Source organism: Pedobacter sp., from assembly GCF_040513095.1.
Taxonomy (GTDB): domain Bacteria; phylum Bacteroidota; class Bacteroidia; order Sphingobacteriales; family Sphingobacteriaceae; genus Pedobacter.
This window is the reverse complement of record NZ_JBEVDX010000066.1, coordinates 1-25,998: the sequence shown is the minus strand read 5'-3', so window position 1 is coordinate 25,998 and position 25,998 is coordinate 1. Positions and strand designations below refer to the sequence as shown.

The 25,998-nt window shown below is 42.9% G+C and carries 16 protein-coding genes and 1 riboswitch; of the genes, 11 read left to right on the top strand and 5 right to left on the bottom strand.

Annotated elements, in window-relative coordinates:
• Positions 1-114 precede the first annotated feature (114 nt).
• The 7 genes from ABWY16_RS08755 to ABWY16_RS08725 all read left to right on the top strand — a co-directional run bounded on the left by ABWY16_RS08755 (position 115) and on the right by ABWY16_RS08725 (position 11,391).
• Complete coding sequence (locus ABWY16_RS08755) at positions 115-780, top strand: hypothetical protein (RefSeq protein ID WP_353904265.1); 666 nt, start codon at positions 115-117, stop codon at positions 778-780.
• Between the two features lie 101 nt (positions 781-881).
• Entirely contained in the window at positions 882-1,856 is a 975-nt protein-coding gene (locus ABWY16_RS08750; protein ID WP_353904264.1) for a sulfite exporter TauE/SafE family protein, read from the top strand.
• A 69-nt stretch (positions 1,857-1,925) separates the two neighbouring features.
• A complete protein-coding gene (locus ABWY16_RS08745) occupies positions 1,926-2,504 on the top strand; it encodes an RNA polymerase sigma factor (RefSeq protein ID WP_353904263.1) in 579 nt (192 codons plus the stop codon).
• Between the two features lie 86 nt (positions 2,505-2,590).
• Positions 2,591-3,520, top strand: coding sequence for a FecR family protein (locus ABWY16_RS08740; RefSeq protein WP_353904262.1), 930 nt, complete (start codon positions 2,591-2,593; stop codon positions 3,518-3,520).
• 112 nt (positions 3,521-3,632) lie between these two features.
• Complete coding sequence (locus ABWY16_RS08735) at positions 3,633-7,154, top strand: TonB-dependent receptor (protein WP_353904261.1); 3,522 nt, start codon at positions 3,633-3,635, stop codon at positions 7,152-7,154.
• Positions 7,155-7,164: 10 nt separating this feature from the next.
• Positions 7,165-8,658, top strand: a complete 1,494-nt coding sequence (locus tag ABWY16_RS08730) for a RagB/SusD family nutrient uptake outer membrane protein (RefSeq protein ID WP_353904260.1) — start codon at positions 7,165-7,167, stop codon at positions 8,656-8,658.
• 148 nt (positions 8,659-8,806) lie between these two features.
• A riboswitch (cobalamin riboswitch) is annotated at positions 8,807-8,936 on the top strand.
• A 190-nt stretch (positions 8,937-9,126) separates the two neighbouring features.
• The gene (locus tag ABWY16_RS08725) at positions 9,127-11,391 is read left to right on the top strand and encodes a TonB-dependent receptor (RefSeq protein WP_353904259.1); all 2,265 of its coding nucleotides are present in this window, start codon (positions 9,127-9,129) and stop codon (positions 11,389-11,391) included.
• Between the two features lie 4 nt (positions 11,392-11,395).
• On the opposite strand, the gene ABWY16_RS08720 is transcribed toward ABWY16_RS08725, so the two are convergent.
• Positions 11,396-13,306 (bottom strand): ATP-dependent DNA helicase, encoded by a 1,911-nt coding sequence (locus tag ABWY16_RS08720; protein ID WP_353904258.1) that lies wholly within the window; start codon positions 13,304-13,306, stop codon positions 11,396-11,398.
• Between the two features lie 122 nt (positions 13,307-13,428).
• Positions 13,429-15,912 (bottom strand): TonB-dependent siderophore receptor, encoded by a 2,484-nt coding sequence (locus ABWY16_RS08715; protein WP_353904257.1) that lies wholly within the window; start codon positions 15,910-15,912, stop codon positions 13,429-13,431.
• Positions 15,913-16,236: 324 nt separating this feature from the next.
• Between ABWY16_RS08715 and ABWY16_RS08710 the strand changes: the two genes are divergently transcribed.
• On the top strand, positions 16,237-17,067 hold the full coding sequence (locus ABWY16_RS08710) for a sulfurtransferase (protein WP_353904256.1): 831 nt from the start codon (positions 16,237-16,239) through the stop codon (positions 17,065-17,067).
• A 6-nt stretch (positions 17,068-17,073) separates the two neighbouring features.
• On the opposite strand, the gene ABWY16_RS08705 is transcribed toward ABWY16_RS08710, so the two are convergent.
• The 3 genes from ABWY16_RS08705 to ABWY16_RS08695 form a co-directional block, all read right to left on the bottom strand.
• On the bottom strand, positions 17,074-17,445 hold the full coding sequence (locus ABWY16_RS08705) for a helix-turn-helix domain-containing protein (protein WP_353904255.1): 372 nt from the start codon (positions 17,443-17,445) through the stop codon (positions 17,074-17,076).
• Between the two features lie 4 nt (positions 17,446-17,449).
• On the bottom strand, positions 17,450-18,418 hold the full coding sequence (locus tag ABWY16_RS08700; protein WP_353904254.1) for an FKBP-type peptidyl-prolyl cis-trans isomerase: 969 nt from the start codon (positions 18,416-18,418) through the stop codon (positions 17,450-17,452).
• A gap of 175 nt (positions 18,419-18,593) precedes the next feature.
• Positions 18,594-20,294: a GH39 family glycosyl hydrolase gene (locus ABWY16_RS08695; protein ID WP_353904253.1), complete on the bottom strand. Its 1,701-nt coding sequence runs from the start codon at positions 20,292-20,294 to the stop codon at positions 18,594-18,596.
• Between the two features lie 151 nt (positions 20,295-20,445).
• On the opposite strand from ABWY16_RS08695, the gene ABWY16_RS08690 reads away from it, so the two are divergent.
• From ABWY16_RS08690 to ABWY16_RS08680, 3 genes are all read left to right on the top strand, one after another.
• Positions 20,446-22,092: an ABC-F family ATP-binding cassette domain-containing protein gene (locus tag ABWY16_RS08690; protein ID WP_353904252.1), complete on the top strand. Its 1,647-nt coding sequence runs from the start codon at positions 20,446-20,448 to the stop codon at positions 22,090-22,092.
• A 602-nt stretch (positions 22,093-22,694) separates the two neighbouring features.
• Positions 22,695-24,620 carry a glycoside hydrolase family 97 protein gene (locus ABWY16_RS08685; protein ID WP_353904251.1) on the top strand — a complete coding sequence of 642 codons (1,926 nt, stop codon included), beginning with the start codon at positions 22,695-22,697 and terminating at the stop codon, positions 24,618-24,620.
• Positions 24,621-24,656: 36 nt separating this feature from the next.
• A partial coding sequence (locus ABWY16_RS08680; protein ID WP_353904250.1) for a glycoside hydrolase family 43 protein occupies positions 24,657-25,998 on the top strand: 1,342 nt, incomplete at its 3' end.

Below are 25,998 nucleotides of genomic sequence, written 5' to 3'. Positions count from 1 at the left end.
TAGGGTCGGTTGCTTGCTTATGTTTATTGTAGGGCCATATTTTGAAAAAAATATGAAGGTTTACCAGAACCTCTGTTACATTAAACCCGCAAGTGGCCGGCCCTATATACCCCAATGAATAAATATCAAATTATCGGACGTTTGTATACCATTGCCCAGTCACGTACAGGTATAGAAACAATCAGGAGGATCTGGGTAAACGGCATCGAAATTCTTCCTGAAATGGGCTGCGGCCTCCGGCCCTTTTATGAATGCGGCTTCAGCTGGGGGAAGACCGGAGGTAATCTGTCCTACACTACTGCACTGACTATCTGTTTGTCTATATTCCGCGAAGAAAGGCTCGCAGAAAATTTATTCGTCTGTTTTAAGGAAGACTTTGTGCAGTATTTTCCTGAGGGAAACTTTGATCTGAGTATTGATCTCAGCGCATTCCTTATCAAATACCAGCTGAGGTTACAGCCCGATCTTTACAGCTTCTTCTGCTTTTCCTGCCTTATTAATTCCAGAGAGATCCTGGTCTATAAAAACCCTCTTTCGGGCCAGGTCACAGCAGATCTTTCAGAGAATTATGCGATGCATATCCTGATGATTACTGACGAGAAGACCCGAAAGCTCAATGAGCGCAGGCACCGATTGATATTCAGGTTTTTAAGCAGGGAAAGTTATATAGTCAAAGGTGATGATGTGGATACGGTGCTGCAGAAAGTAGAAAGCATTATGTCTACATTTTTCTGGAAATCCCTGGAAAGGGTACTTCGGGCAAAATATACAGGACGCTGACGGTAACTGTTTGAGGGAATGTACTGTTTTAAAATGTACGACTAAATCAGTAGTCTTTGATTTATTATTTTATATTTGCTGACAGGATATATAGAATAAAGATGCAGGATAATAAAAGCGCAACTCCGGATAAGCTCATAAACGAAGTAAAAGAAAATGATGCCCTCAATCAGCCTGTGAAGGATGAAAAATATTGGCGTGTGATTGCCGGCAGATGTTTATTTGCGCTTGCTTTTATGATTATCGGACACCTTATCGCTTCCTTTTATCCGATGACCAACCTGATCAATGCCTTTAAAGTATTTGGTGATACTTTGGGTTTGGAATCTGCATTTGGCTGGATGTTACTGGCCGGTTTTATCGCTCAGCTGGTGGATGGGGCATTGGGTATGGGTTATGGTGTAATTTCCACTACTGTACTGCTTTCTACCGGATTAAATCCTGCTGCGATAAGTGGTAGTATTCACACTGCCGAAATGTTTTCCAGCGGTGCATCCGGATTTAGTCATTACCGGTTTGGCAATATCAACAGGAAACTTTTCAAAACATTGCTTTTACCAGGCGTACTGGGAGCAATCACAGGTGCCGTACTGCTATGTTATCTGGGCGAAGCTTACGGAAGCTGGCTGAGACCGGTACTATCTGTTTATACTTTATTACTTGGTGCCAGAATCCTGTTAAACGCTTTTAAAAAGAAAAATGAATCCCGAAAGGTAAAACATGCCGGATGGCTTGCAGGTGCCGGAGGTTTTCTGGATTCATTTGGTGGAGGAGGATGGGGGCCGCTGGTAACCAGTACCCTGATTGCCAAAGGTAAAACTCCCCGTTATATCATCGGTACCGTCAGCCTGACTGAATTCTTCGTCACCCTCGGCAGTGCACTAACCTTCTTTATCATCTTAGGCACCAGCCATATTCAGACCATCGCAGGCCTGATCATTGGTGGCGTAATTGCAGCACCAATCGCTGCAAGGCTTGCAGGTAAACTCAATACAAAAACAATTTTGATTGCCGTAGGTACACTGGTGATCGTCTCGAGTGCGCGAACCTTAATCAAAACAGCGGGTTTAATTTAAACATTTTTATAAAGTCTACTAAATATGTAGAACTTATTGTATATTTGACACGAACCAACACATAATGATATGGAAACTGCAACTCGTACAGATCAGGAGCTGCTCGGATTGCTAAGAGAGGATGATAAAGATGCCTTTGATGAACTTTACCATCAGTATGCAAAACGTCTTTACATACAGGCCTTCAAAATGCTGAAAGATGACGTTCAGAGTAAGGACGTTGTTCAGGAGGTTTTCCTGCAGCTCTGGAACAAGCGGGCCAGTCAGCAAATTGAGTCTTTGAATGCCTATCTGTATGCCATCACAAGATTTCAGGTTTTTAAGGTACTACGTTCAGGGAAAAGCCACGCAGACGTTTTTGAGGTGGAACACGAATTGCCTTTATGCAGAAATACAGAGTATGCACTTGCTGAAAGAGAAGTCTCTACAGCTTTTTTTTCAGGCTTGTCGGATTTGCCTGAAAAGTGCAGGACGATATTTACCTTAAGCCGGGTAGAATGTCTTTCCAACCGCGAGATCAGTCTCCGGTTATCCCTTTCTCCAAAAACAGTTGAAAATCAGATTACCATTGCTATCCGCAAACTGCGTATTGGCCTGAGTGATTTTTTGCCTGTACTTTTCCTTATTTTTCTCTGTTGTTGCAAATAAGCTGATGAATTAACATCAGCCCTTTGGGGGCAACGTTCTCATTTCTACACTTACTACCAATGACTAGGCAACAATTTAATAAATTGATGGATAAGCACCTTAATGGATCAGCCAGCCCGGAAGAAGAACAGGAGCTCTTCGAATGGTATGATCGCTTTCAGGAGAAAACCGGTGCCGGGAAAACGCTGAGTTCCGCTGAAAGTGATGCACTGCTTCAGAAAACTAAAGCGCGGATCAGTTCCCGCAGTAGAAACCATTTCATTTGGCCAGGTATAGCGGCATCGCTTGTTTTAATCCTGTTCAGCACATGGCTTATCCGGAAAACAGACAGGCCTGCCAGTCTGGTAAACATTGTTACACAAAAAGATAAAAAACACCATGTTATCCTGCCGGACGGTACCCTGGTTTGGCTGAATGGAAACAGCAGACTGAAATATCCTGTTCAATTCAGCAAACAACGCAGGGAACTTTGGTTAAGCGGTGAAGGTTATTTCGAAGTAAAACACAATTCCAAATGGCCATTTATTGTACACACCCACAATCTGGATGTAAAGGTACTGGGCACAATTTTTAACCTGAAGGCTTATCCTGATGCGAAAACAGAAGCTTCTCTGCTTAGGGGTTCTGTAGAGGTAAAAGTAAATCATGGAGCAGCACAAAAAATAGTCCTCAAGCCTTACCAGAAACTAATCGCTGCAGACCTGGTTAAGGGACGGACAAAAATACAAAGCATCAAAGTTGAAGTTATAGCACATGACGTGGACCAGGCTTTTATCGCCGAAACGGCATGGACACAAAAGGCTTTCAGTTTTACAAATGAAACATTGGGTGCGATCACCGCTAAGCTTGAAAAAGTTTACGGACTGAAAATTATCATACAGCATCCAGCATATAAGGAAGAAAGATTTACAGGCACTTTTGATAATGCCAGCCTAAGCACAGTACTAAATGCACTTCAGTTCAGTAATGAATTTAAGTACAGAAAGGAGGGGGAAGAAACAATAATCATTTACTAACCCTCAAAAAAAAAGGGAAATACCTTACAGTATTCCCCTGATTTCGATCATATATCCGGAGATCAATTGGCGTTGCACCCGGACTAATAATTCACTTAATCTTATTAAATTTATGAAAAAAACCGGAAAGTCCGGTAAGGACCACCATGGCCTGATGCTATCAAAAACTTTTCTCCTGCTCAGGTTAACCACAATATTTACACTTACCTCATTGGTACAGGTTTCAGCAAATGTAACCGCACAGGTGAATAAAATTACCATTGCGCTGAAGAATGCAAGTCCTGATTTTGCACTGAAAGCCATTGAGAAAAAATCAAATTACAGATTTGTGTACAGTAACAATCTTTTTCCTTCAACTGAAAAAATCAGTATTAATATCAAAGATGCTTCTTTAGAAGATGTGCTGAATACAATTCTGCAGCCGCACAGCTTTACGTTCAAAGTAATGGATGGCAATCTGGTGGCCATTTCAAAAACTGCGGCCATTCGTGATATAGCTATCAAAGGAAAAGTTACTGATGAAAAAAATCTTCCTTTACCGGGTGTGAGTATCCGTATCAAAGGCGCCAAACAAGTAGTTTCTACCAATAGTGATGGTGACTTCCAGATCGTTTCGGCCGAAGATAAACCCACACTGGTGTTTACTTACATCGGTTACAAGACTAAAGAAGTAATTTATAACGGGCAGCCCTTAGCCATTACCCTGTCTCCGGATCAAAGTGATCTGAATGAAGTGGTGGTAGTAGGTTATGGTACGCAAAAGAAAGGAAACGTCCTTGGCGCTGTCGCGTCTTTTGATGCTAAAAATGTAGAGGAAAAACCAATAGCCAGGGTAGAACAGGCACTTATTGGCCAGATGGCCGGTGTGCAGGTAAGACAGCAAAGTGGAATGCCCGGAGCAGGATTAAGTATCCAGGTGCGTGGAACAGGTTCGATCACCGCTGGGAACGAACCCCTGTATGTACTGGACGGGTTTCCGCTGGATGTTGCCAGTCAGTCTTCTTCAGGTGCAATCTCCAACAGTCCGCTGGATAACCTAAACCCAAATGATATCGAAAGTGTACAGGTACTCAAAGATGCTGCTGCGGGTGCTATTTACGGATCACGCGCTGCGAATGGCGTAGTATTGATCACCACGAAACGGGGTGTTGCCGGCAAGGCCAAGATCAGTTTTAACGCTAATACGGGTGTGGCCGAAGTTTCCAGAAAAGTAGATTTACTGAGTGCTGATGAGTGGGTTGCGCAAGCTACGGAGCTGGCGAACAATGCCTGGGTAGCTTCTGGTACCGGAAGAACCGCAACGCAAACCAATGCTGAGCGTGCAGCGATCTTAGGAACTCCCGGTGTAATCAATACAACATATATGACAGACCCGAGGTGGGCCGTTCCAGGTCATCCCGGTCTGGATTACGTAGACTGGCAGGATGAAGTTTACCGTGCAGCAGTATATCAGAACTACGAAATGTCTGCCAGTGGCGGTTCGGAAAATGTGCGGTACTTTATCTCCGGAAATTATCTCAACCAAAATGGTACACTTATCAATTCCAATTATAAAAACTACGGCTTAAGGGCCAATATTGAAGCCAATGCCAGCAAAAAGCTGAAGTTTGGAATTAACCTTGCGCCATCGTATTCCATCAACAATTCACCTCCCGCGGAAGGTAAAGACAATCAGCTCCAAAATCTTACACAAATGGTTCCGGTAGTAGAAAGTTCTGCAGGAATCAATACTGGTGCCTACGGTAATCCTACCTATACCTGGTCAAGCCCAAGATTGATTAGTCCTTATGCCTATTTGGAAACAGCAATCAATAAGATTAAAACTTCCAGATTGCTCACTTCTGTATATGCGGACTATGAGATTGCAAAAGGTCTTTCCCTCAAATCAACAGTCAACTATGACAACGTCGACAGGAATACAAAACGTTTCACCTCCGATCAGGTAACAGTAGGTGCTGCAACAGCTATTTTTACCAATCCGGGTCTGTATTCTACCGGGGCGTACCTTGTCAATAAAAAACAGAATTTCCTGAATGAAAATACTTTAAATTACAGCACTACGATTGCCAAAGACCATACCATCTCAGTGGTTGGAGGGGTGTCCTATAACATTGTGCATACCGAGGGCGTAAGTTTAGCTACTGCAGGAGGTTTTGCAAATAACCTGGTAACCACACTGAATAATGCAATTGCAAATGCTGCAGGGGTAACCACAACAGGTACATCTACAGAGACCAACAATACCTTGTTCTCCTATTACAGCAGGGTGCAGTATGCCTTCAAAGACAAATACCTTTTGTCGGGAACTGTAAGACGGGATGCTTCCTCAAAATTTGGCTCAGATAACCGCTGGGGAACATTTCCCTCAGTTTCGGCAGGATGGAAAATATCCCAGGAATCCTTCATGAAGGATATCAAACAGATCAGCGACTTAAAATTGAGACTGAGCTGGGGTAAATCCGGTAACAATAACATCGGGGACTATAACTCTATCCCAACTTTAAGCAGCAACGGATACGTTTTTGGTGGGAATACACCAGTTACTGCGAGCGGACAGGTAGTCTCCGGCTTAGCTAACAGTGCCTTAAAATGGGAAACCTCAAGTACATATGATGCCGGTCTGGACCTGAGTTTATTCGCAAACCGGATCAATTTTACTTTCGACGCTTATCATAAGAAAAACTCAGACCTTTTGTTAAACCTGCCTGTGCTTGCCGCAAGTGGATTTACTACCAGTCTGCAGAATATAGGTGCTGTTGTAAATAAGGGCCTGGAATTCAGTGTGAATACTGTCAATGTAAGAACACCCGATTTCCAATGGTCAATGAACGCTAATATCGCATTCAACAAAAACAACGTGACTGATCTTGGTCCTACGCATGCTGATATTGAGATTGCTTCAGCATACAGTGGCAGTAATGCTCCTTATTTGTTAAGAGAAGGCTTGCCTGCATTTAGTTATTACATTACTAAAGTCAGCGGGATTTTGACGGCAGCAGATATAGCTAATCCGGCAGTGGCCAAACTAGCCAATCAAACTGTGGGTGATGCCAAATACCTGGATGCCAATGGTGACGGTAAAATTACCGCCGCAGACAGGGTGATAGGTGGACAGCCAACGCCGAAATATACCTGGGGCTGGACAAATACTTTCAAATACAAAGACTTTGATCTGGGCGTTCAGTTATATGGTCAGCACGGAGGTTCAATACTTTCTTATTTGGGCAGGGCGATAGATTTTTCAGGAAGTACCACTGCAAATGTGCTGGGTGTATGGAGAGATCGCTGGAGCACGGCGAATCCCGATGCGGATGCCCCAAGGGGGAAATTAGGTGCAACCTATACTTATCCACAGGTAACTTCGGACTGGGTTTACTCTACTGATTTCTTCCGGGTACAAAACATCACACTGGGCTACAACCTGAAGAAATTATTTAAAACCCCATCCATAGGATCTGCGAGAGTGTATATTTCCCTGGAAAACTATTTTTCACATGATAAATACAAGGGTGGTGCCAATCCCGAAGCACAGAATACTAACGTAAGCGGAAATACCAGTTATGCTGTTTCCGGAGATTATGGTTCTATGCCTTTGAGCAAGACAGCTTCTATTGGTGTAAACTTTGGCTTCTAATTTTAATTTTATGAAAACGAATACATACTTATTACTTATCCCTCTGCTTCTCCTTTTGGGTAGCTGCGAGAAACAACTGGATCAAACCCCGGTGTCAAGTGTTGCCACTGAAAACTTCTATACCAATAACAATGACTTTTTGCAGGCTGTAAACGGAGCCTATTCACAACTGAGTACCTATCCAAGTCAGGCCCTCTGGCTGGGCGAAATGAGAAGCGACAATATCAATGCTACATCTGATGGTAACAGAGATTGGGACGGCATCAACAATTTTACGCCGAACATCACCACAGTTGGCTTTGTCACGAATGCCTGGAGGAATAACTTCAATGGTATCTTCAATGCCAATAATGTATTACAGGCCCTGGAAACCAAAGGCAGCGTCATCGGCAATGCTGCTTTGGTGACGAGGTATACTGCAGAATGCAGATTCCTTCGTGCGTTTTATTATTTCCAGCTTGTGCGTTTATATGGAAAGGTGCCATTGATTACTACACCTAAAACTGCTGCTGAAGTGAATAGTATTCCACAAAGCACTGTTCCGGAATTATATGCTGCTATAGAGGGTGACCTTACTTATGCTGCTGCAAATCTGCCTGCCAGTTTTACCGGAGCCGATCTTGGGAGGGCAACTTCCTATTCTGCCAAAGGTATGCTGGGACTCGTTTATCTGACTAAATCAGGACCGACTTATGGTGTGGATGGACCTGGATTAAACAGCAATGAATACAGTAAAGCGGCGGCGCTGTTTGACGAGATTATCACAGGCAGTCCCTACAGTTTTGGTGCCAGTTACAGCTCAATTTTCTCTTATTCCAATGAGAACAACAGCGAAGTCGTGTTTGATGTACAGTTTGCCAGCAGTCTGAACGGGGCAAGTTTCCCTTCGCACCTGGTGCCTGTGGCCTACTGGACAGGGCAGGGTATATCCAATAGTTACGGTAACGGATACGGCGCAAGTACCTTTCCGGTAACTACCAGCCTAAAAAATTCATACACTACCAATACTGTTAGCGGTACGGATGCACGTTATACGTTTAATGTTGCCACTACCTACACAGTGGGACCATTTATCAAAAAATACATTGACATCAGTAAAAAGGGAACTGCCGGTACGGACTGGCCGATCAATTTCATTGTACTCCGCTATACAGATGTGCTGATGATGAAGGCTGAATGTATTCTTCACGGAGCTCCGGGAACTCAGGCAGATGTTGATGCTATTGTAAATAAAGTGCGTACAAGGGCAGGTATAGGATCATTATCCAACGTTACGCTGGCTACACTAATGGCAGAACGCCAGCGTGAATTCCTCGGAGAAGGTCTTCGCTGGAATGACCTGGTTAGGGAAGGACTGGCTGTTACGCAAATGAATGCCTGGCGTACAGCTGATGCAATCACTAAAATCAATGAGATTGTACCTAACTACGTGATCTATCCTGTACCAGCAACCGAATTACAGACAACTCCTGGGTTGTATATCCAGAATCCTGGTTATCAGTAGAACCGAACATCCAATTTCTAAGAACCCCTGAATTTCCAATATGACGATCAGGGGTTTCTTTCTTTCTTTCTGGAAAGACGGACAAATATTGTACATTCGCAGCTGATTATTGGAGCATACGCTCAAATAATCTCAGTTCTTTACTAAAATTTTATCAACCGGTAAGGGTATACATAGCTGTATACTAAAGGGAACCATGTGAAAATCATGGGCTGTCGCGCAACTGTAAATAACTGTAAAGTTATAAGTCAGATACCTGCCCTTACTGAATTGGCAATGCTTTCGCGGTATGAAGCTCAGGTCAGGTTTAACAATTATTATGCGGTCCTCTTGGAAGACTGCGTTCTCTTTTTATATACCTTTCATTTTTCCGACGTTTGCATTTAAAATTGAAGCAGAGCGCTTTTTTTTAATGGTTTTGCTATACAAAAGCACTACGCAAAGCCAAACATACGCGAGAAAAAATACATGAAGAAACACCTACTTATTTTATTCCTGTTCTTACCTTTTACACCACTCTTTGCGCAGCAAAAAGACCTCTCGGGCAAAGTCACCGACAGTGCCTCTCATCTCCCGGTCAATGGCGTAACTGTAGTTCTCTCACCTTCAAATCAGACTGATATTACAGATGAAAACGGAAGGTTCCTTTTTAAAAAGATACCATCTTCGGCAAAAATGATAACTATATCCGGCATAGGTTATCAAAAGATAGTATTACCGCTGCGTACTTTTTTCAATGGACAGGTCTTAACCCTTGTGCCAAAGCAAACCCAGCTTTCTGATGTAGTGATCACCGCCAATTCGACTAATCCTTATAAAATGATAAGTGAATCTGATATCAAAATGAGGAACATCTCAAATTCGCAGGAGGTACTGCGCATTGTGCCCGGATTATTTATCGGCCAGCATCAGGGTGGAGGGAAGGCCGAACAGATATTTCTGCGTGGCTTTGATAATGATCACGGTACTGACATCAGTTTAAATGTGGACGGGATGCCAATTAACCTGGTTTCACATGCCCATGGGCAGGGTTATGCCGACAGCCATTTTATCATTCCGGAAACGATCTCTGGGACCACTTATAAAAAAGGGCCTTATGATGCAGAAAAAGGTGATTTCGCCACGACAGGTTTTGTGGATTTCCACACTTCCAATGCCATAAGTAATAATACCTTCAAAGTTGAAGGAGGGCAGTTTAATACTTACCGGATAATGGGGATGATGAATTTGCTGACGGAGAAAGCAAAAACAAAAGGGCATTCCTGGTATGCTGCATCAGAATACCGCTACAGTGACAGTTATTTTGTAGATCCGCAACATTTCAAGCGCTTCAACTTTTTTACCAAATATCACGGCCAGCTGTCTAAAAATACCTGGCTAACTGCATCTGCTTCTACAATGTACAGTAAATGGGATGCATCAGGACAAATTCCTGAAAGTGCTGTTGATGCCGGTGTAGTACCTTACTATGGAGCTTTAGATCCGAATGAGGGAGGAGTAACATCGCGTACAAATGTGAATGCCCAGTTGTTAACTACACTTGCCAATCATGACATTATAAAAAATCAGTTATACTATTCAAAGTACAAATTCGACCTGCACACCAACTTTACTTTTTTCCTGGTTGATACGCTGAATGGTGATGAAATCAGACAGCGGGAGTCGCGCAATTTATATGGCTACAAGGGCAGCTATCAGCATGAAAGTTACCTGGGAAATATCAAAGTTTCTACAGATTTTGGAATCAACGCCCGTCTTGACCTAACTACTGGTTCAGAACTGTCCCATACCATCAATCGTTATACCTTGCTGAACCCCGTTAAACTGGGAGATGTGAGGGAATTCAGCGCAGGTGCCTATCTCAGCGAAACTTTAAGGTTCAGTGAAAAGTTTACTATAAATGCAGGCCTGCGGTTTGATCAGTTTTATTATCAGTACAATAACAAATTAGAGGGCGACAGCACATTGAATGGAGCAGGAATCTATAAAGCGAATAATAATACCGTAAGTCCGAAGATCAACTTCTACTACCAGGCTTCTGCTAAAACCCAGTTTTATGCGTCGCTGGGCAAGGGTTTCCATTCAAATGATGCTCGTGTAGTGGTAGCAGAAACAGGTTATAAAAAGCTGCCTGCCCTGTATGGCGCTGATCTGGGAACAGTATTTAAGCCGGTGAAAAATCTGATCATCAATGCAGCTGTATGGTACAGTTACCTGCAGAAAGAATATGTGTATTCAGGAGATGGCGGTACAGTGGATTTTAGCGGGCGTACTCAGCGGATTGGCTTCGATCTTTCTACACGTTATCAGCCGTTTAGCAAATTATACTTTGATGTGGATGTGAACTATGCCCACGGCAGGTCAATGGATGATCCAAAGGGCGAAAACTATATTCCACTCGCTCCGGTTTGGAGCAGCACCGGCGGATTGACTTATATCCTGAAGAGCGGATTTAATGGCAGTTTGCGTTACCGTTATTTAGCACACCGACCAGCAAATGAGGACAACAGCCTGGTGGCCAAAGGATATTTTATCAACGACCTGGTGTTCAATTATACAAAGCCAAGGTATGAAGTGGGGCTAACAGTAAGCAACCTGTTCAATGTGAAATGGAAAGAAACGCAGTTTGAGACTACCACACGGCTACGAGGGGAAAGCCCGGTTGACGGGATTGCTTTTACTCCCGGAACTAAATTCGCTTCGCTGTTTCATCTTAGCTATTTCTTTAAGTAGGCTGTTAAAACAGCTGAAGATTATTTGCTGCTGCCTGCTGGCCAGTGCCTGAAACATCCGGCTTGATCAGTAGTTGTGATTTATGTTTACTGATCCAGGCAGTGTAGTTTTCCTTTTGAACAGGGGATTTTAATAATGTGGCAGACAGCTGCAGCAGGTTCATCCTGTTTTCAATAATTGTCCTGTATTTCTGAAAGGAATGCTGTATCTGTTGTTCTGACTTATTCTTTGGCTTGATACGAATGTTTTTATTGACCTGCGTCAACAGCAATGAATTGATCTCTTTCGTAAAATAAGCAACTGCAGATTCAATGCGGGCCTGCAATGCCTCCTGATCCCTGAAACCACTGTCTTTGTGCAGGTTTTTCACCTGGTTCTGGAAGCGCTCTGATACACCCATCAGGTCAGTCACCGATTTTTTGAGCTGAGCCAGCAAAGCCCTGAATTCCGGAAGATTGGTTTTAACGATTTCTGCATTGGCAAGGATCGCATCCAGTCCGATCAGCATCTGGTTGAAAGAAAAATTGTTCAGAACCAGCTGAAGAATAAACTTTTCCTGTTCTGTAACCATAATCTGATCCATATCCTCTTCCCTTGCAGGTTTCATATAAGCAATCACTTCCTGGTTTGATCTCAAACTTTCCGTGTTGATCTTAGATTTGAGGATAAGTCCGTTTAGGGTTCTTACGCGGCTCAATGCCACGTAAACCTGGCCGGCAACAAATGATTTTCCTGCGTCGATTATAGCACTGTCAAATGTTAATCCCTGGCTTTTATGGATTGTTACTGCCCAGGCCAGTTTGATAGGATACTGAGAGAATTCCCCCACCTGCTGCTGAACAATGGTTTGTTCGGGATCTGTTTTGTATTCGAAAGACTGCCATGATGTTTTTTCCAGGAGTAAATCCGGATTATCAGGGAAGGAGATATAGATCTCGCCGTCACGGATAGACTTCACCTTTCCAATCTTGCCGTTATAAAATTTACGGAAATCACCTGTGTCATTCTTAATAAACATGATCTGGGCACCTTCTTTAAGTTTCAGCACCTGTTCTGCCTGCAATCCTGCTTCCCTGAACTCTCCGCTCAATTCGCCATCAAAGGTATATTCTGTACCTGGAAGGGCATCAAGTTTCTCTTTATTTATAGCACTTGCCTCCGCATTATGCGAGGTGATGATGATCGGATTTAATTCTTCTGAGGCCGTAAATTGCGGATTATACCTTTGATTCAACAAATTTAGTGTTGTGTCGTCAATCTGGTTATTTCTGATAGAGTTCAGGATATTGATGAATTCAGGTTCAGTCTGCCGAAAAACGGTAGTCAGTTCTATCTGTAAAAGAGGATATCTGCTGATAACGTGGCTGTCAAAAAAATAAGGCGAAACATAGGCTGTTCTTAAGAATGCCCAGTCTTCTCTTTTGATCACCGGGGGCAACTGGTAAAGATCCCCGATTAAGAGTAACTGTACGCCACCAAAGGGAGCGTTGTTCTTCCTCACAAATCGTAATATGGAATCAATCACATCCATCAGGTCGCAGCGGACCATTGATACCTCATCAATCACCAGCAACTCCAACTCAGTGAAAAGGTTCATCTTTTCCCTGTTGTAGCTCGAATCTGAAACCAAAGATTGAATGGACATAAAACCTGCCTGCAGATTCTGAAGGCTGATGTCTCCGGGGAAGAAAGAGCCGCTAGGCAACTGAAAAAAAGAGTTGATCGTTGTACCTTTGGCATTCATGGCAGCCACTCCGGTAGGAGCGACGATGACCATCTTTTTGGAACTCGTCTCTTTGATTTTTTTCAGTAGCGTGGTTTTTCCTGTTCCTGCCTTTCCTGTGAGAAAAATATTCTGGTTGGTATAGTCAATAAATGAAAGGATCTTATCAAAGATAGTATTGGCAGTACTCATGCTGCAAATTTAACGTTTTTGGCCGTTAAATGCAGAAGTTACGCGCTTTTATTCAACCAAAAGAGCCTGCAGTCACAATGGACACAGGCTCTCTTCAGCAAGTTCAAATGAATCAGGAAATACTAAAATGTATACCCGATACTCGTCATGTAATTTCTCGGCGTTCCGGGGAACAACCTGTTGAAATCATATCCACCGATCCAGTGTGTCTTGTCAAAAATATTATTAAAGTTCACAGCCATTTTGAACTTTTTCACCGAATAGGAAAGTGCTGCGTTCAGCAAAGTATATCCCGGGAGCTGTAATGCCTGATTAAGCGTATTTCTTTTAGTAACGTAGTTGCTTCCTACAGCGATACCTAATCCTTTAACTTCTCTTCCTGTAAATACATATTTGGCCCATATATTGCCCTGTGAGCGTGGTGCATTCGGCATTAGCGTTCCAACTTCTGAGGCTATATCACTTTCCGTGATGATTGCTTTATTGTAGGAGAAATTGGCAAGGATACTCAGATTTGAATTAACAGAACCATAGATATCGGTTTCAATGCCGGTGGAACGCTGCTGACCAACCTGGCGTAACAAATCTGGGTTGTCACCGTCATTAGCATTGATCAGGATATTGTTCTCCTCAATGCGGTAGGCTGCAATGTTAACCGCCAGTCGTTTTTCAAAAAGTTCCATTTTCAACCCACCCTCAATCATTTTGCCTTGCAATGGGTCGAAGGGACCACCATAAATAGCTGCATTACCTACAGTAGAAGCTCCTTGCGGCTGATAACTTTCCGTATAAGTTCCGTAAATGCTCAGGGGCTCTATTGGCGTATAAACTAATCCAAATCTTGGTAGCAGAGCCGATTGTTCCACTTTTTGCTCGTCGGTTTCTCCTGCATTAATCAGGTCAACATAATACTCCTTGCGAAGCGCCAGCAAAAGCTGGAATTTGTTCCACTTGATCTGATCCTGAACATATACTCCATTTACATAGTATTTACTAGGCGTATTTTCATTGATGGTTGCAGTGGTAAAGTAATCGCTCATCAGTGCAAATGAGTAATCCGGGTTTGTAAGATCGAAATGGGGAACATTAGGTACAGGTCTGTTATTGGCGATCAGGTACCTGCTGCTATTTGCCGCGTTATAAGAATTAATTGCCCCGGTATTGGCTGCATTACGGTATCCCCGGGCACTGATCGAAGAATTGTTATCTTTCGGAAAAGCACTCTGGATATAGTCGTATCCAAATAAGACCTTGTGCGTAAGCGGACCAGTTTTTAGGTCGTAAGCACCATATAGCGTCAGGTTATCCGTATTGTTGGTCGTGTATCTTCTTGATGCACGCATCTCCATCAGTGTGGGAATAGGTACACCTGCTGCATCTACCGCATAGTTATTTGATGTCCTGTGCTCCATCAGATCTTCTTTCCAGAAGAATTTCATATAGGAAGCGTTGATACTGAGTTTGTCAGCTATTTTACGCTGGATGGAGATCGTAGAGAACAGATTTGTCTGTTTGAGGAAATCATTGTCTTTTCCTATTGCAAACGAAATAGGTGTACTGTACAGCAGCTCGGCGCCAGAACCTGCTGTTGCTCCAAATATAGGCTGTCCACGATCTAAACGGCCATTGGTTTTAGAATATACAAGTTCAAAATTCACCTTGGTCTTGTCGTCTGGTATAAAGGAGAATGAAGGAGCGATCACAATATCCTCGCTGCCCTGCAGCAAGCGAAACGATCCTGCATTCTGGTAAGCCAGGTTTAGCCTGTAAAGGAATGTTTTAGCGCTGTCCAATGGTCCGGTAAAATCGGTAGTAATCCTGGTAGTATTGTAACTTCCGGTAGAAAGCATCACCGATTTTCTGTCTTCATTCAAGGGCTTTTTTGTGATGATATTCACCGTACCACCCGGATCAGTATTGGCAAATAAGGCAGAGGCAGGGCCTTTGATCACTTCCATTTTTTCTACATAGGGCAGTAGGGAAGAACTCCATCCGTTAGAAATAGTTCTCAATCCGTTGATTAATGAATTCGATGCGCGAAATCCCCTGATAACGATATCATTATCATAAGTTGAAAACGCGTTTACACCACTCATGTTTTTGATCAGGTCGATCTGGCGAAAGGCCTGCTGGTCTTCGATAACCTCTTTTGTGACATAACTGATAGCCTGTGGAATATCCCTCAGGGCTGTTTCGGTTTTCGATCCCGAGAATGTACCAGCTGCCCTGTATGATCTTTCTTTCCTTCCTGTAATTTCAACATTTTGAAGCTGGCCACTGTCTTCTGATAGAAACGTATTAAAATTGTGAAGACTTCCGTTAGTCAGGTCTGCTTTTTTTATGAGGAGCTGATAGCCGATAAAGCTAAACCTGATAGCATATTTACCGGGTTTTAATTTCAATATATAGTGCCCCTGTGCATTTGTAGAAGTGCTGATTTTTAGTTCTTCAACCCTTACTGATACATTCGGAATCGGTTTTCCTTTTTCATCTTCAACCTTGCCTTCAATGACCAGTTCATTCGTCGTCTGTGCCTGTACGTTTTCACTCAGTATGCCCAGGAGAATCCCGGCAATAGTGAGGAGCTTTAGTAAAATTTTTCTCATTCTTGTCCTTATCTTTAATCAGTCTAAATTGAGTCGCAATACTAAATAAAATATATTGGAGTTCAAAGGGTAAATGTTACAACGTTTACTATAGAGATACTAATTGATGAATTTATCCGTTTTTATGATGCTGTTTTCAATAAAATAGTAAAACATGAGCGTGTATAATTTTAATAATAATTAATTTATACACAATATGATAATCTGCCGGTAGCTGCCTGTACAAATCATAATCATGTTGCCAATACATTACTAAATATTAAATTTGCTTTCATTATCCGGAGAAGTCAGACATTTATTACAGAAACTATACATCAGATCAGCATGAAATACACAACATTTATTACAGCAGAAGAAGCTAAAGAAAATCTGGAAAACCCTGATTTTCTGTTTATAGATTGTTCTTATGCATTGGCTGATGGGCAGTGGGGTCTGAAAGAATACAAAAAAAGCCATATCCCGGGTGCAATTTACGCCGATCTGCATGATGATCTTTCCGGAGCAATTGTTCCGGGACAAACTGGTCGTCATCCTCTGCCTGCAAAGGAAGAGCTGATCGCTACCTTGTCACGTTTCGGTATTGAGCCTACCACTCAGGTGGTAGCCTATGACATGCAATCCGGAGCGATGGCAGCAGCCAGATTATGGTGGCTGTTAAAATGGAGTGGACATGAAAATGCAGCGGTCTTATCGGGAGGTAAAAGTTATTGGGAGAAAAGCAGTTTTCCACTAAGCTCAGAAGAGACGGAGCGGCCTGAAACACAATTCTCCGCTAATTTCAACGACGCATTTCTTGTTCAGTCGGATGATGTACTGGGAGAAATTTCAAAGGCTGGCAGCTGTATCATAGACTCCCGTACAAATGACAGGTACCAGGGACAGAATGAAACGATCGATCCGGTTGCAGGTCACATCCCTACAGCAATATCAAAACCTTTCAACAGCTTGCTCAACCCTGAGGGAATGATCGACGACGAGACTAAACTTGATGAGTACTTTAAGGAAATACCTGTGGATGCTGTTTTTTACTGCGGTTCTGGTGTAACTGCGGCATTTAATATCCTTTTGTTTGTGCACTCCCGTCAGGCTTTTCCAAAACTTTATGCAGGATCATGGAGCGAGTGGATCACTGACAAAAAAAGGCCCCTGGCCTGAGGAGCTTTAAACGTTTGAGGGGCTCAGCCCAAAGTACTGCTTAAATGCGAATGAAAAATGTGCGAACGTTTCAAAACCTACTTCGTTGTAAACCTCTGAGGGACGTTTGCCGCTCTCTTTAATCAGGTAAAAGGCCTCTTCAAGTCGTCTTTGCTGAACCCATCGCCTGGGGGATTGATGAAAAGTCCTGTTGAAATCTCTTTTAAAGGAAGCGAGGCTGCGGCCAGTTAGAGAGGCCATTTCTTTGACATTAATATTGAGCCTGAAGTTCTGCTGCATAAATTCTTCAAGATCTGTTTTATTTGTTTGTTTAACTTTTCTATCAGCATGTGCAGGTGTTGCTTTCATAAGCCAGTCTGTCGATGATCTTAAATACATATTTTCAGGGTTTTACAGATAGGATTTCCACATCAAAATCCAGGATCGCATTTGCAGGAATGCGGAGATTGCCAAGTTCATCCCTAAGATCTGTTTGTCCCATAGCAAGGCGTGACGGAATGATCATTCGGATTTTTCCACCTTTTTTTACATGCCCCGGCAATACCTTCCTCCAGCCATTGATCCAGGTTCGGATTCCTCTTGAATCAGGACTAAGGTCAAAAGTAGCATCCTTAACAGTTTCGAAAGCGGTTCCATCCGTGTACCGGCCTGTATATGAAGTCTGGATGGTAGACTGTTCTGTGATAAGAGGGAGCTCACTTCCTTCTGAAGATGCGTAATACCATACACCAGAGGGATCCTTTTTCATATCCTTAAGTCCTTTACTTGTTATAAAATCCCGTATCAGCCTGTCGTCACGCTGCATCTGGGATGTGTCCTGATAAAGGGTAAGTGTGATATCCAGATTTTGATTGGAAGGAATATTACCCGTACCATTTTTCCCGTAACCCAGATAGGAAGGCAGCAGGATCCTTGCAGAGCCGCCTCTCTTCAATTTTAGTATAGTGTTACGTATTGCAGGTATGGATTTGACAGATGCTCTCCACTGTTTTGGTTCCGTATAGATAATATAATAGTGAGCTATCTGATCTGTATAACCAACATGGGTACCTCTGTTAGCGTACGCTGGTAAATCGTAGTAAATATTTTCATTATCCAATCCCTTTATCCGGATATCATAGAGCACAGAATCTGTGTTTTTCAGGAGTTCTCCCGTTCCGGGACTCAATATCTGATAATAATAACCCGTCCGGTCTTCACCTTCAACCATCAGGTTGAGGCTGTTTCCGGAGATATAATCAGTTAGTTTTTTTGAATCCAGATCCTCAACTGACTCATAATCTTTTTTGCACGAGATAGTCAATAGCAGGCTTAGCAAGGCCAGAGTGCATACTGAAAGTTTTTTTAACATGATTTTTTCCTCCCTTTTGTTTTTGCCAGATTAAATAATCATAGCTATTGTACAAAGGTGGATGTTATTTCGCGCCCTTGTTTTCCTGAGAGGCTCAAGTTATTTCTTTAAAGACTTGTTTGTTGTTAAAAATTGTTAAATTCTTCTATCCGTGTGTCGTTGAGGGACTTTAGATTTACCAATCCAGTTTGATCAACGATACTCCCTGTCTTGGCAGGGTGAAATCTAAAATAAGGCTGTTATTGTCTACTTTTAGCTTTTGTGCTCCACTTATCATTTCCAATTGTCCTGCCTTCTCCAGTATTGCAATCTGGGCTTTCGTTGGACTTTGAGGTGATCCCATCTTTTTCCATACTTCATATGAATTGCTGTGTTTGCTGTCGATCCGGTAATGGGTCATGGCGACAGTCTTAGCTGGAATATGATCGACTTTCAAGCTGACAGGTTCTGCAGGGCCTTGTTTGTCCTCGTCATGATAATTCCAGATTATAACAGCTGCAGTTCTGGTATCTTTTGACGCCAAAGCACCTATATCAGTTTGCGGGCCACGAATGCTTGAATCCATGACAGTTTTCAGGGAATACATGCGGTTACTCTGCACTGCTACGCGGTCACCACTCATTTTGCCAAACATTCTGAATACGTTCAGCACAGGCTTATCTACACCATTGGTTGCCAGGTCGCGAAATCCGTAAAACCAGGGCTGGTTTTCAAATTCAAAAGACCAGGAAACTGCACCTAGAAAGTTGATTCCATATTGGTCTTCCAGTTCGTATTTACGGGCGAAAGTTGCAGCCGTATAACTGGAATACATCGTTCCGTTGCGATAAGCGTTCTCCGGATTGGTCGCCATTCCACAGGCTGCACAACCTTCAGGATCAGATTCACCGATGATAATGGGCAGATTTCTGGTCTGAGGGTAGGAGGCTACGATCCTGAAACCGGTGGCGATATCTCTCAGTTGGGGGGCTGGGTCCATCCTTACAATGCCATCAACAAGTTTTGGCTCTCCTTTGGCGTGAAAGCTTACAAGCTCCAGGGGAGAGCCGATTTTGCCCGTAGCGTAATTGGTGCCGCTGATACAGTGTTGTATAAACTCATTCAGATATTCCTGTGATTTTTTACTTTTTGTTCCGGCGACATTCATCCCACCAATTCTGGCAGTAGGCAAAGCCCTTTTCAATCCTGCGGCTGCATAGTCATACAGTTTAAAAAACTCCTGACGGCTACCCTTAAAGTAATAGGCAGGCTCATTCCATACTTCCCAGTACCAGCTTTCAACTTCTGCTTTTCCATAACGTTCTACACTATGTTTTACCCATTGATATACCAGTTCTCCCCATTTATTGTAGTCCTTCGGAGGGTATGCCCAGCCCGTCATGATCAGGTCGTAATTGTCGCCGGGCTTCCAGTAGTGCCTGTAGGGTTCGGGATGTGTAGACAATGCCTGAGGCATAAAACCAATCTGTGCAAAAGGCTTCATCCCGCGTTTTACATAAGTATCAAAAATACTATCTATAATTTTCCAGTTGTAAACCGGATTTCCATGAACGTCTTCAGTATAGGCATTTGTAGATCCCCATTTCAGTGCAGCTACTCCGTCGCCCGTAACCAAAAGGCTGTGGGCACGTACATAGACCGGGCCTTTACTTAATGCAGCGATCTCAGTCAGCAGTTTCTGGCCATCTTTCATGTAAGTATAGTTGGGCTCATCATATCCAAACCATGCCCATACCGGCTTCATAGGTGCTTTTTTCTGTGCAAGATCTACAGCAATCCTTGCGGGTTCAAGGTTTGAAGTTTGAGAATAGCTGTATTGGAAGGAACAGATTATTAAAATAAATGCCAGGGTAAATGCTGTAGCGGGAGACTTCATCTAATTTCTTTAGGGCTGGATGAACAAAATACGTTTACTAATATAATATTGTTTAATGATTGATTATGAAAGGGATAAGGTATTCACCTGTAATTTTGTTGAGACAGTGTAATTCCATTATCTTTGTGGCTTAACTTAATCTCCGCATTTCGTGTTTAATGTAAATAATATCTCCGTTTCCTTTGGTGGAACAACACTGTTTAGTGACGTCACTTTTTCGATCAATGAAAACGATAAAATAGCCCTGATGGGTAAAAATGGTGCCGGTAAATCTACCATGTTAAAAATAATCGCCGGTGCTACGAAGCCTACTTCCGGAAACGTAACAGGTCCAAAGGATGCAGTAATTGCTTATCTGCCACAGCATCTGCTCACTCAGGATGATGTCACCGTTTTTGAAGAAACGTCAAAGGCATTTCAGGACATGCAGCACATGCAAAAAGAACTGGACGAACTGAATGAGCAGCTCACTGTCAGGACTGATTATGACAGCGACGATTACATGAAGCTTATAGAGCGCGTATCAGAACTGAGCGAGACTTTCTATTCAGTGGAAGAGGTCAATTACGATGCTGAAGTTGAGAAAGTGTTAAAGGGGCTGGGTTTTGAACGCAAAGATTTCAACCGTCCAACATCAGAATTCTCTGGTGGATGGCGTATGAGGATCGAGCTGGCCAAGATCCTGCTAAAGAAACCTGATCTTATATTACTGGATGAGCCTACCAACCACATGGATATTGAAAGCATCCAGTGGCTGGAGGAGTTTTTAATGAACTCAGCTAAGGCGGTGATCGTGATTTCCCACGACCGTACTTTTGTGGACAACATCACAAACCGTACAATTGAGGTTACCATGGGCCGGATCTACGATTACAAGGCCAAATATACCCATTACCTGCAGTTACGGGCAGACCGGCGTGTACACCAGTTAAAAGCATACGAGGAGCAGCAGCGCTTTATTGCGGACAATCAGGAATTTATAGATCGCTTCAGAGGTACCTATTCTAAAACCCTCCAGGTGCAGTCCCGGGTCAAGATGCTCGAAAAACTCCCTGTAATTGAGATCGATGAAGTGGATACCTCGGCCTTGCGTCTTAAGTTTCCACCTTCGCCACGTTCAGGTCAATACCCGGTGATCATTGAAGATATGACCAAAGCTTATGGAGATCACGTTGTGTTCGAAAAAGCATCTATGGTGATCGAAAGGGGAGAAAAGGTAGCCTTCGTAGGAAAGAATGGTGAGGGTAAGTCTACCATGATCAAGGCAATTATGGGCGAAATCGATATCCAGGGTGGTTTAAAGGTAGGCCACAATGCCAAAATCGGTTATTTTGCCCAGAACCAGGCAGCTTTGCTGGACGAGAGTTTAACCGTATTTGAAACCATTGATCAGATTCCATTGACCGATGGAAGTATAAAAATCAAAGACCTTCTGGGTGCTTTTATGTTCAGCGGCGACGATACTACTAAAAAAGTAAAAGTGCTTTCAGGTGGTGAGAAAACGCGTTTGGCAATGATCAAACTGCTGTTGGAGCCGGTAAATGTGTTGATTCTTGATGAGCCGACCAACCATCTGGACATGAAGACCAAGGACATCATTAAAGATGCCTTGAAGGATTTTGACGGAACGCTTATTCTTGTATCTCACGACCGTGATTTCCTTGACGGCCTGGCTAAAAAAGTATTTGAGTTTGGGAACAAACGTGTCCGCGAGCATTTCGAAGACATTAAGGGTTTCCTTGCTTACAAGAAAATGAGCAGCCTGAAAGACATTGAACAAGCTTCTGCAGGGAACTAGAATAAAATTGATTATGTCAAAGAGCCTAACTCCGCTTGTTGTTTCCGGCCGGGAGAATCTGCCATTTTTTTTGTCTTAATTTTGGCAATACCTTCACGGGGATGTTCGCCTGCATTAATGCATGAAACTCTGACACAAAGATAAGCACGCATTGTGCGAACCGTATGTGTTTTCTTTAGCGTGGCTTTTATTGGCCGGATTCTTCCGTTATTGTCCGCTATTGTCCGGTATGACCGGCCATTTTTCATTTCATTTTATGAAAAATTGAAGCGGATAAGGAAAAGCAGCACTAAATGGTTAACAGAATTTGCAAGTGCGAAAGCAACCTCTTGGTTAGCCAGGGGAAGGGAACTTTGGAAAAGCCTGCTTTATAGCTTAGTCTATGAAGTAGCGCAGCATTAACGTACTGCTAGCGATGTGATAGCGCTTATTTCAACTAGTTGGTATAAGCGCTATCACATCGCTAGCAGTACGTATACAGTACGCTACTTCCCTGAACAAAATACTTTTAATCTCCTGCTGATCATATATTTTTTTGTTTCCTATCCCTAATCCTCCTATCTTAAACGTCTTATTGACGTATAATAAGTAATATTTAGGGTATGATAAAAAAAATGCTGGTGCTTTTGGCACTGCTGGTGCCAATGTTAGAGCATGCGGCCGCACAGATTGTGTTTAATAGTCCTGACGGGAAGATTGCTGTGAAGCTCTCCGCAAACAAAGGGAAAGTTTTCTATGAGATTTTCAATGGTAAAAATCCTGTTGTACTTCCTTCTGTTTTGGGCTTGAGTACCAGCAAAGGCGATTTTTATGAAAACATGAAAATCGTTTCGACTGCTGTGACTAAAGGAGAAAAAATACAGTATAAACTTACTTCCGGTAAAAAATCCAGCGTCACTTCCATCCAGAATACCGGAACACTGAAACTGGTCAATGCACAACAGCAACCGCTGATCATCACCTTCCGGCTGAGCAATGATGCTGTTGCGTTTAAATACAGTTTGCCGGGCAAAAGCTTGGAAACAATCACCATCAATGAAGAAAAAACAGAATACAGGTTACCTGCGAATACCCTCAGTTGGCTGCAGCCTATGCAGGAAGCGAAATCCGGCTGGGAGCAGAGTAATCCTGCCTATGAAGAACATTACCGCCAGTCAGTGAAGATCGCTGATATACCGGATTCTGTGAAAAGGGGATGGGTATACCCTGCATTGCTGAAAGAAGGAAACAACTGGCTGGCAATTACTGAGGCTGGTATAGACGGAACTTACTGCGCAACACGTTTAATCTCGCATCCGGGAGACAGCAAATTTACCGTAGGCTTTCCCGATCCCCGGGAGATCTACACCGGAAGAGGCTATTTGCCAACAGGAAAAATGCCTTTTTCTTCTCCATGGCGGGTTATTGCCCTGGGAAGTTTAAAAACTGTAATGGAATCAACTGCCGGTACAGATTTTTCTCCAAAGGTGGCTGTTTCCAATACAGCATTCATCAAACCGGGAAAGGCATCCTGGAGCTGGATCATGTCTAAAGACGATTACATTGTTTATGATGAACAAAAGAAATATATAGATTTTGCCGCTGCTATGCACTGGGAGTATTGCCTGATTGATGCAGACTGGGACCGCAAGATCGGGTATGAGAAAATTAAGGAACTGGCCGATTATGCCAGGTCGAAGAATGTAGGCATTTTGTTATGGTATAATTCTGCCGGTGATTGGAATACGGTGAAATACACTCCGAAAAATCTGCTGTTGACAAAGGAGAGCCGTAGAAAAGAATTTTCAAGAATTCATGATATGGGCATCAAAGGAGTGAAAATCGACTTCTTTGGCGGCGATGGGCAATCTGTGATGCAATATTATGTTGATATCCTGCAAGACGCAGCAAAGTATGAGCTGATGGTAAATTTCCATGGCGCTACGCTTCCACGTGGATGGGCACGTACTTATCCGCATCTGATGACTACAGAGGCAGTACGTGGTTTCGAAAATGTGAGTTTCCAGCAGGCTGAAGCCGATCGTGAAGCGGAGATTTGTGCTACAGTACCTTTTGCGCGCAATCTTTTCGATCCGATGGATTATACCCCAATGAACCTGTATAAGATCAACAACAAGATCAAAAGGAAAACCACCAGTGCATTTGAACTGGCGCTCTCCGTAGTTTTTCTCAGTGGTATCCAGCATTATGCTGAGTCGCCGGAGGGTATGTCTCATGTACCCGAAAATGTACAGCAGTTTCTTAGAGTTCTGCCTGCAAAATGGGATGATGTTAAGTTTATCGATGGCTATCCCGGAAAGTATCTGGTACTTGCCCGTAAGTCTGGCAACAAATGGTACATTGCCGGTATCAACAGTGACAGCGCAGAAAAGACTGTTCAGTTCAGTACACTTCCTTTTGGAAAGAAAAGTACAGTGATTGCTAATGGGGATGGTCAGCTGGGCTTCCATACAGAAACTGGAAAAACAAGCGGAGTGCAGAAGATAGTTATGCCACAGCAGGGTGGCTTTGTAATGGTAATAGAATAATAATAATCAACCGATAACAACCAAAAATAATATACCATGTTAAAAAATGAATGGCTGAAAGGGATTTTTTGTCTCTTTCTTGTTTTGTGCTCACTGAATATGGCGAATGCACAGGCTATACGTAATTCTGAAAAAAGTAAAACTTCTGCATACCTGTTCACCTACTTCATTGGCGGTAAAGGCGGGGAGGCTATCCGTTTTGCATTGAGCAATGACGGCTATCATTACAGGGCCTTGAATCAGAATAAGCCGGTTTTAGATCCTGCAAAAATGAGTGCTACCGGAGGCGTGCGTGATCCGCACATTTTACGTGGGGCAGACGGTAAAACCTTTTATATGGTTGCTACCGATATGAATACAGAAAAATATGGCTGGGATACACCAGATTCAGGAATGGTACTTTTAAAGTCGAAAGACCTGATTAACTGGGAATCTCATGTTGTTAATGTTCCAGCGCTTTTTAAAGAATTTGCTGCTGTTAACAGGGTTTGGGCACCACAGACTATTTGGGATCCACAGGCTAAAAAATATATGATCTATTGGTCCATGCGCACCGGAAAAGATCCTGATAAAATTTATTATGCTTATGCCAACAAGGATTTCACGGGATTAGAGACGACTCCTAAACAACTTTTTTACAAGGAAGATCACGGTGCATGCATAGATGGTGATATTGTAGCTAAAGACGGCAAGTATTATATGTTTTTTAAAACTGAGGGTTCAGGAGCAGGGATTAAGATTGCAGTTTCAAATGAGCTAACGAAAGGTTATGTTTTGATAGACCGCTATGTACAGCAAACCAAGTCGCCGGTTGAAGGTTCAGGAACTTTTAAATTAAATAACAGCGACGATTATATCCTGATGTATGACAGGTATACAGAAGGGAAATATCAGTTTACAAGAAGTAAAGACCTGGAACACTTTACTGCGATAGATGACGAAATTGCGATGAACTTCCGTCCCAGACATGGTACGGTAATGCCTATAACAGCAGCAGAAGCAAAAACTCTGGCAACCCACTGGATGAACGCAGATGATATGATCCTTGCTGCACAGGCCAAAGAGGTCAAAAAAATTAATATATTCTTCGATACTGCTGGCAAAAAGGCGTACATACCAGTTATGCCGGGGACAAAATTAACTGCCTTCAATCCTCAATTTACTACTTTTCCGGGCATCACAATCAGCCCTGCAACAGCACAGGATTTCAGCCATGGGCCGGTAAATTATACCGTAGATATCAATGGTAAAAAACAAAATTATGAGGTGATCGTGCAGGAAAATCACAACGCTGCAATACCTGGTTACTATGCAGATCCGGATATTTTGTATGCCGAAAAAACAGGTAAATTTTATATCTACCCTACCAGTGACGGTT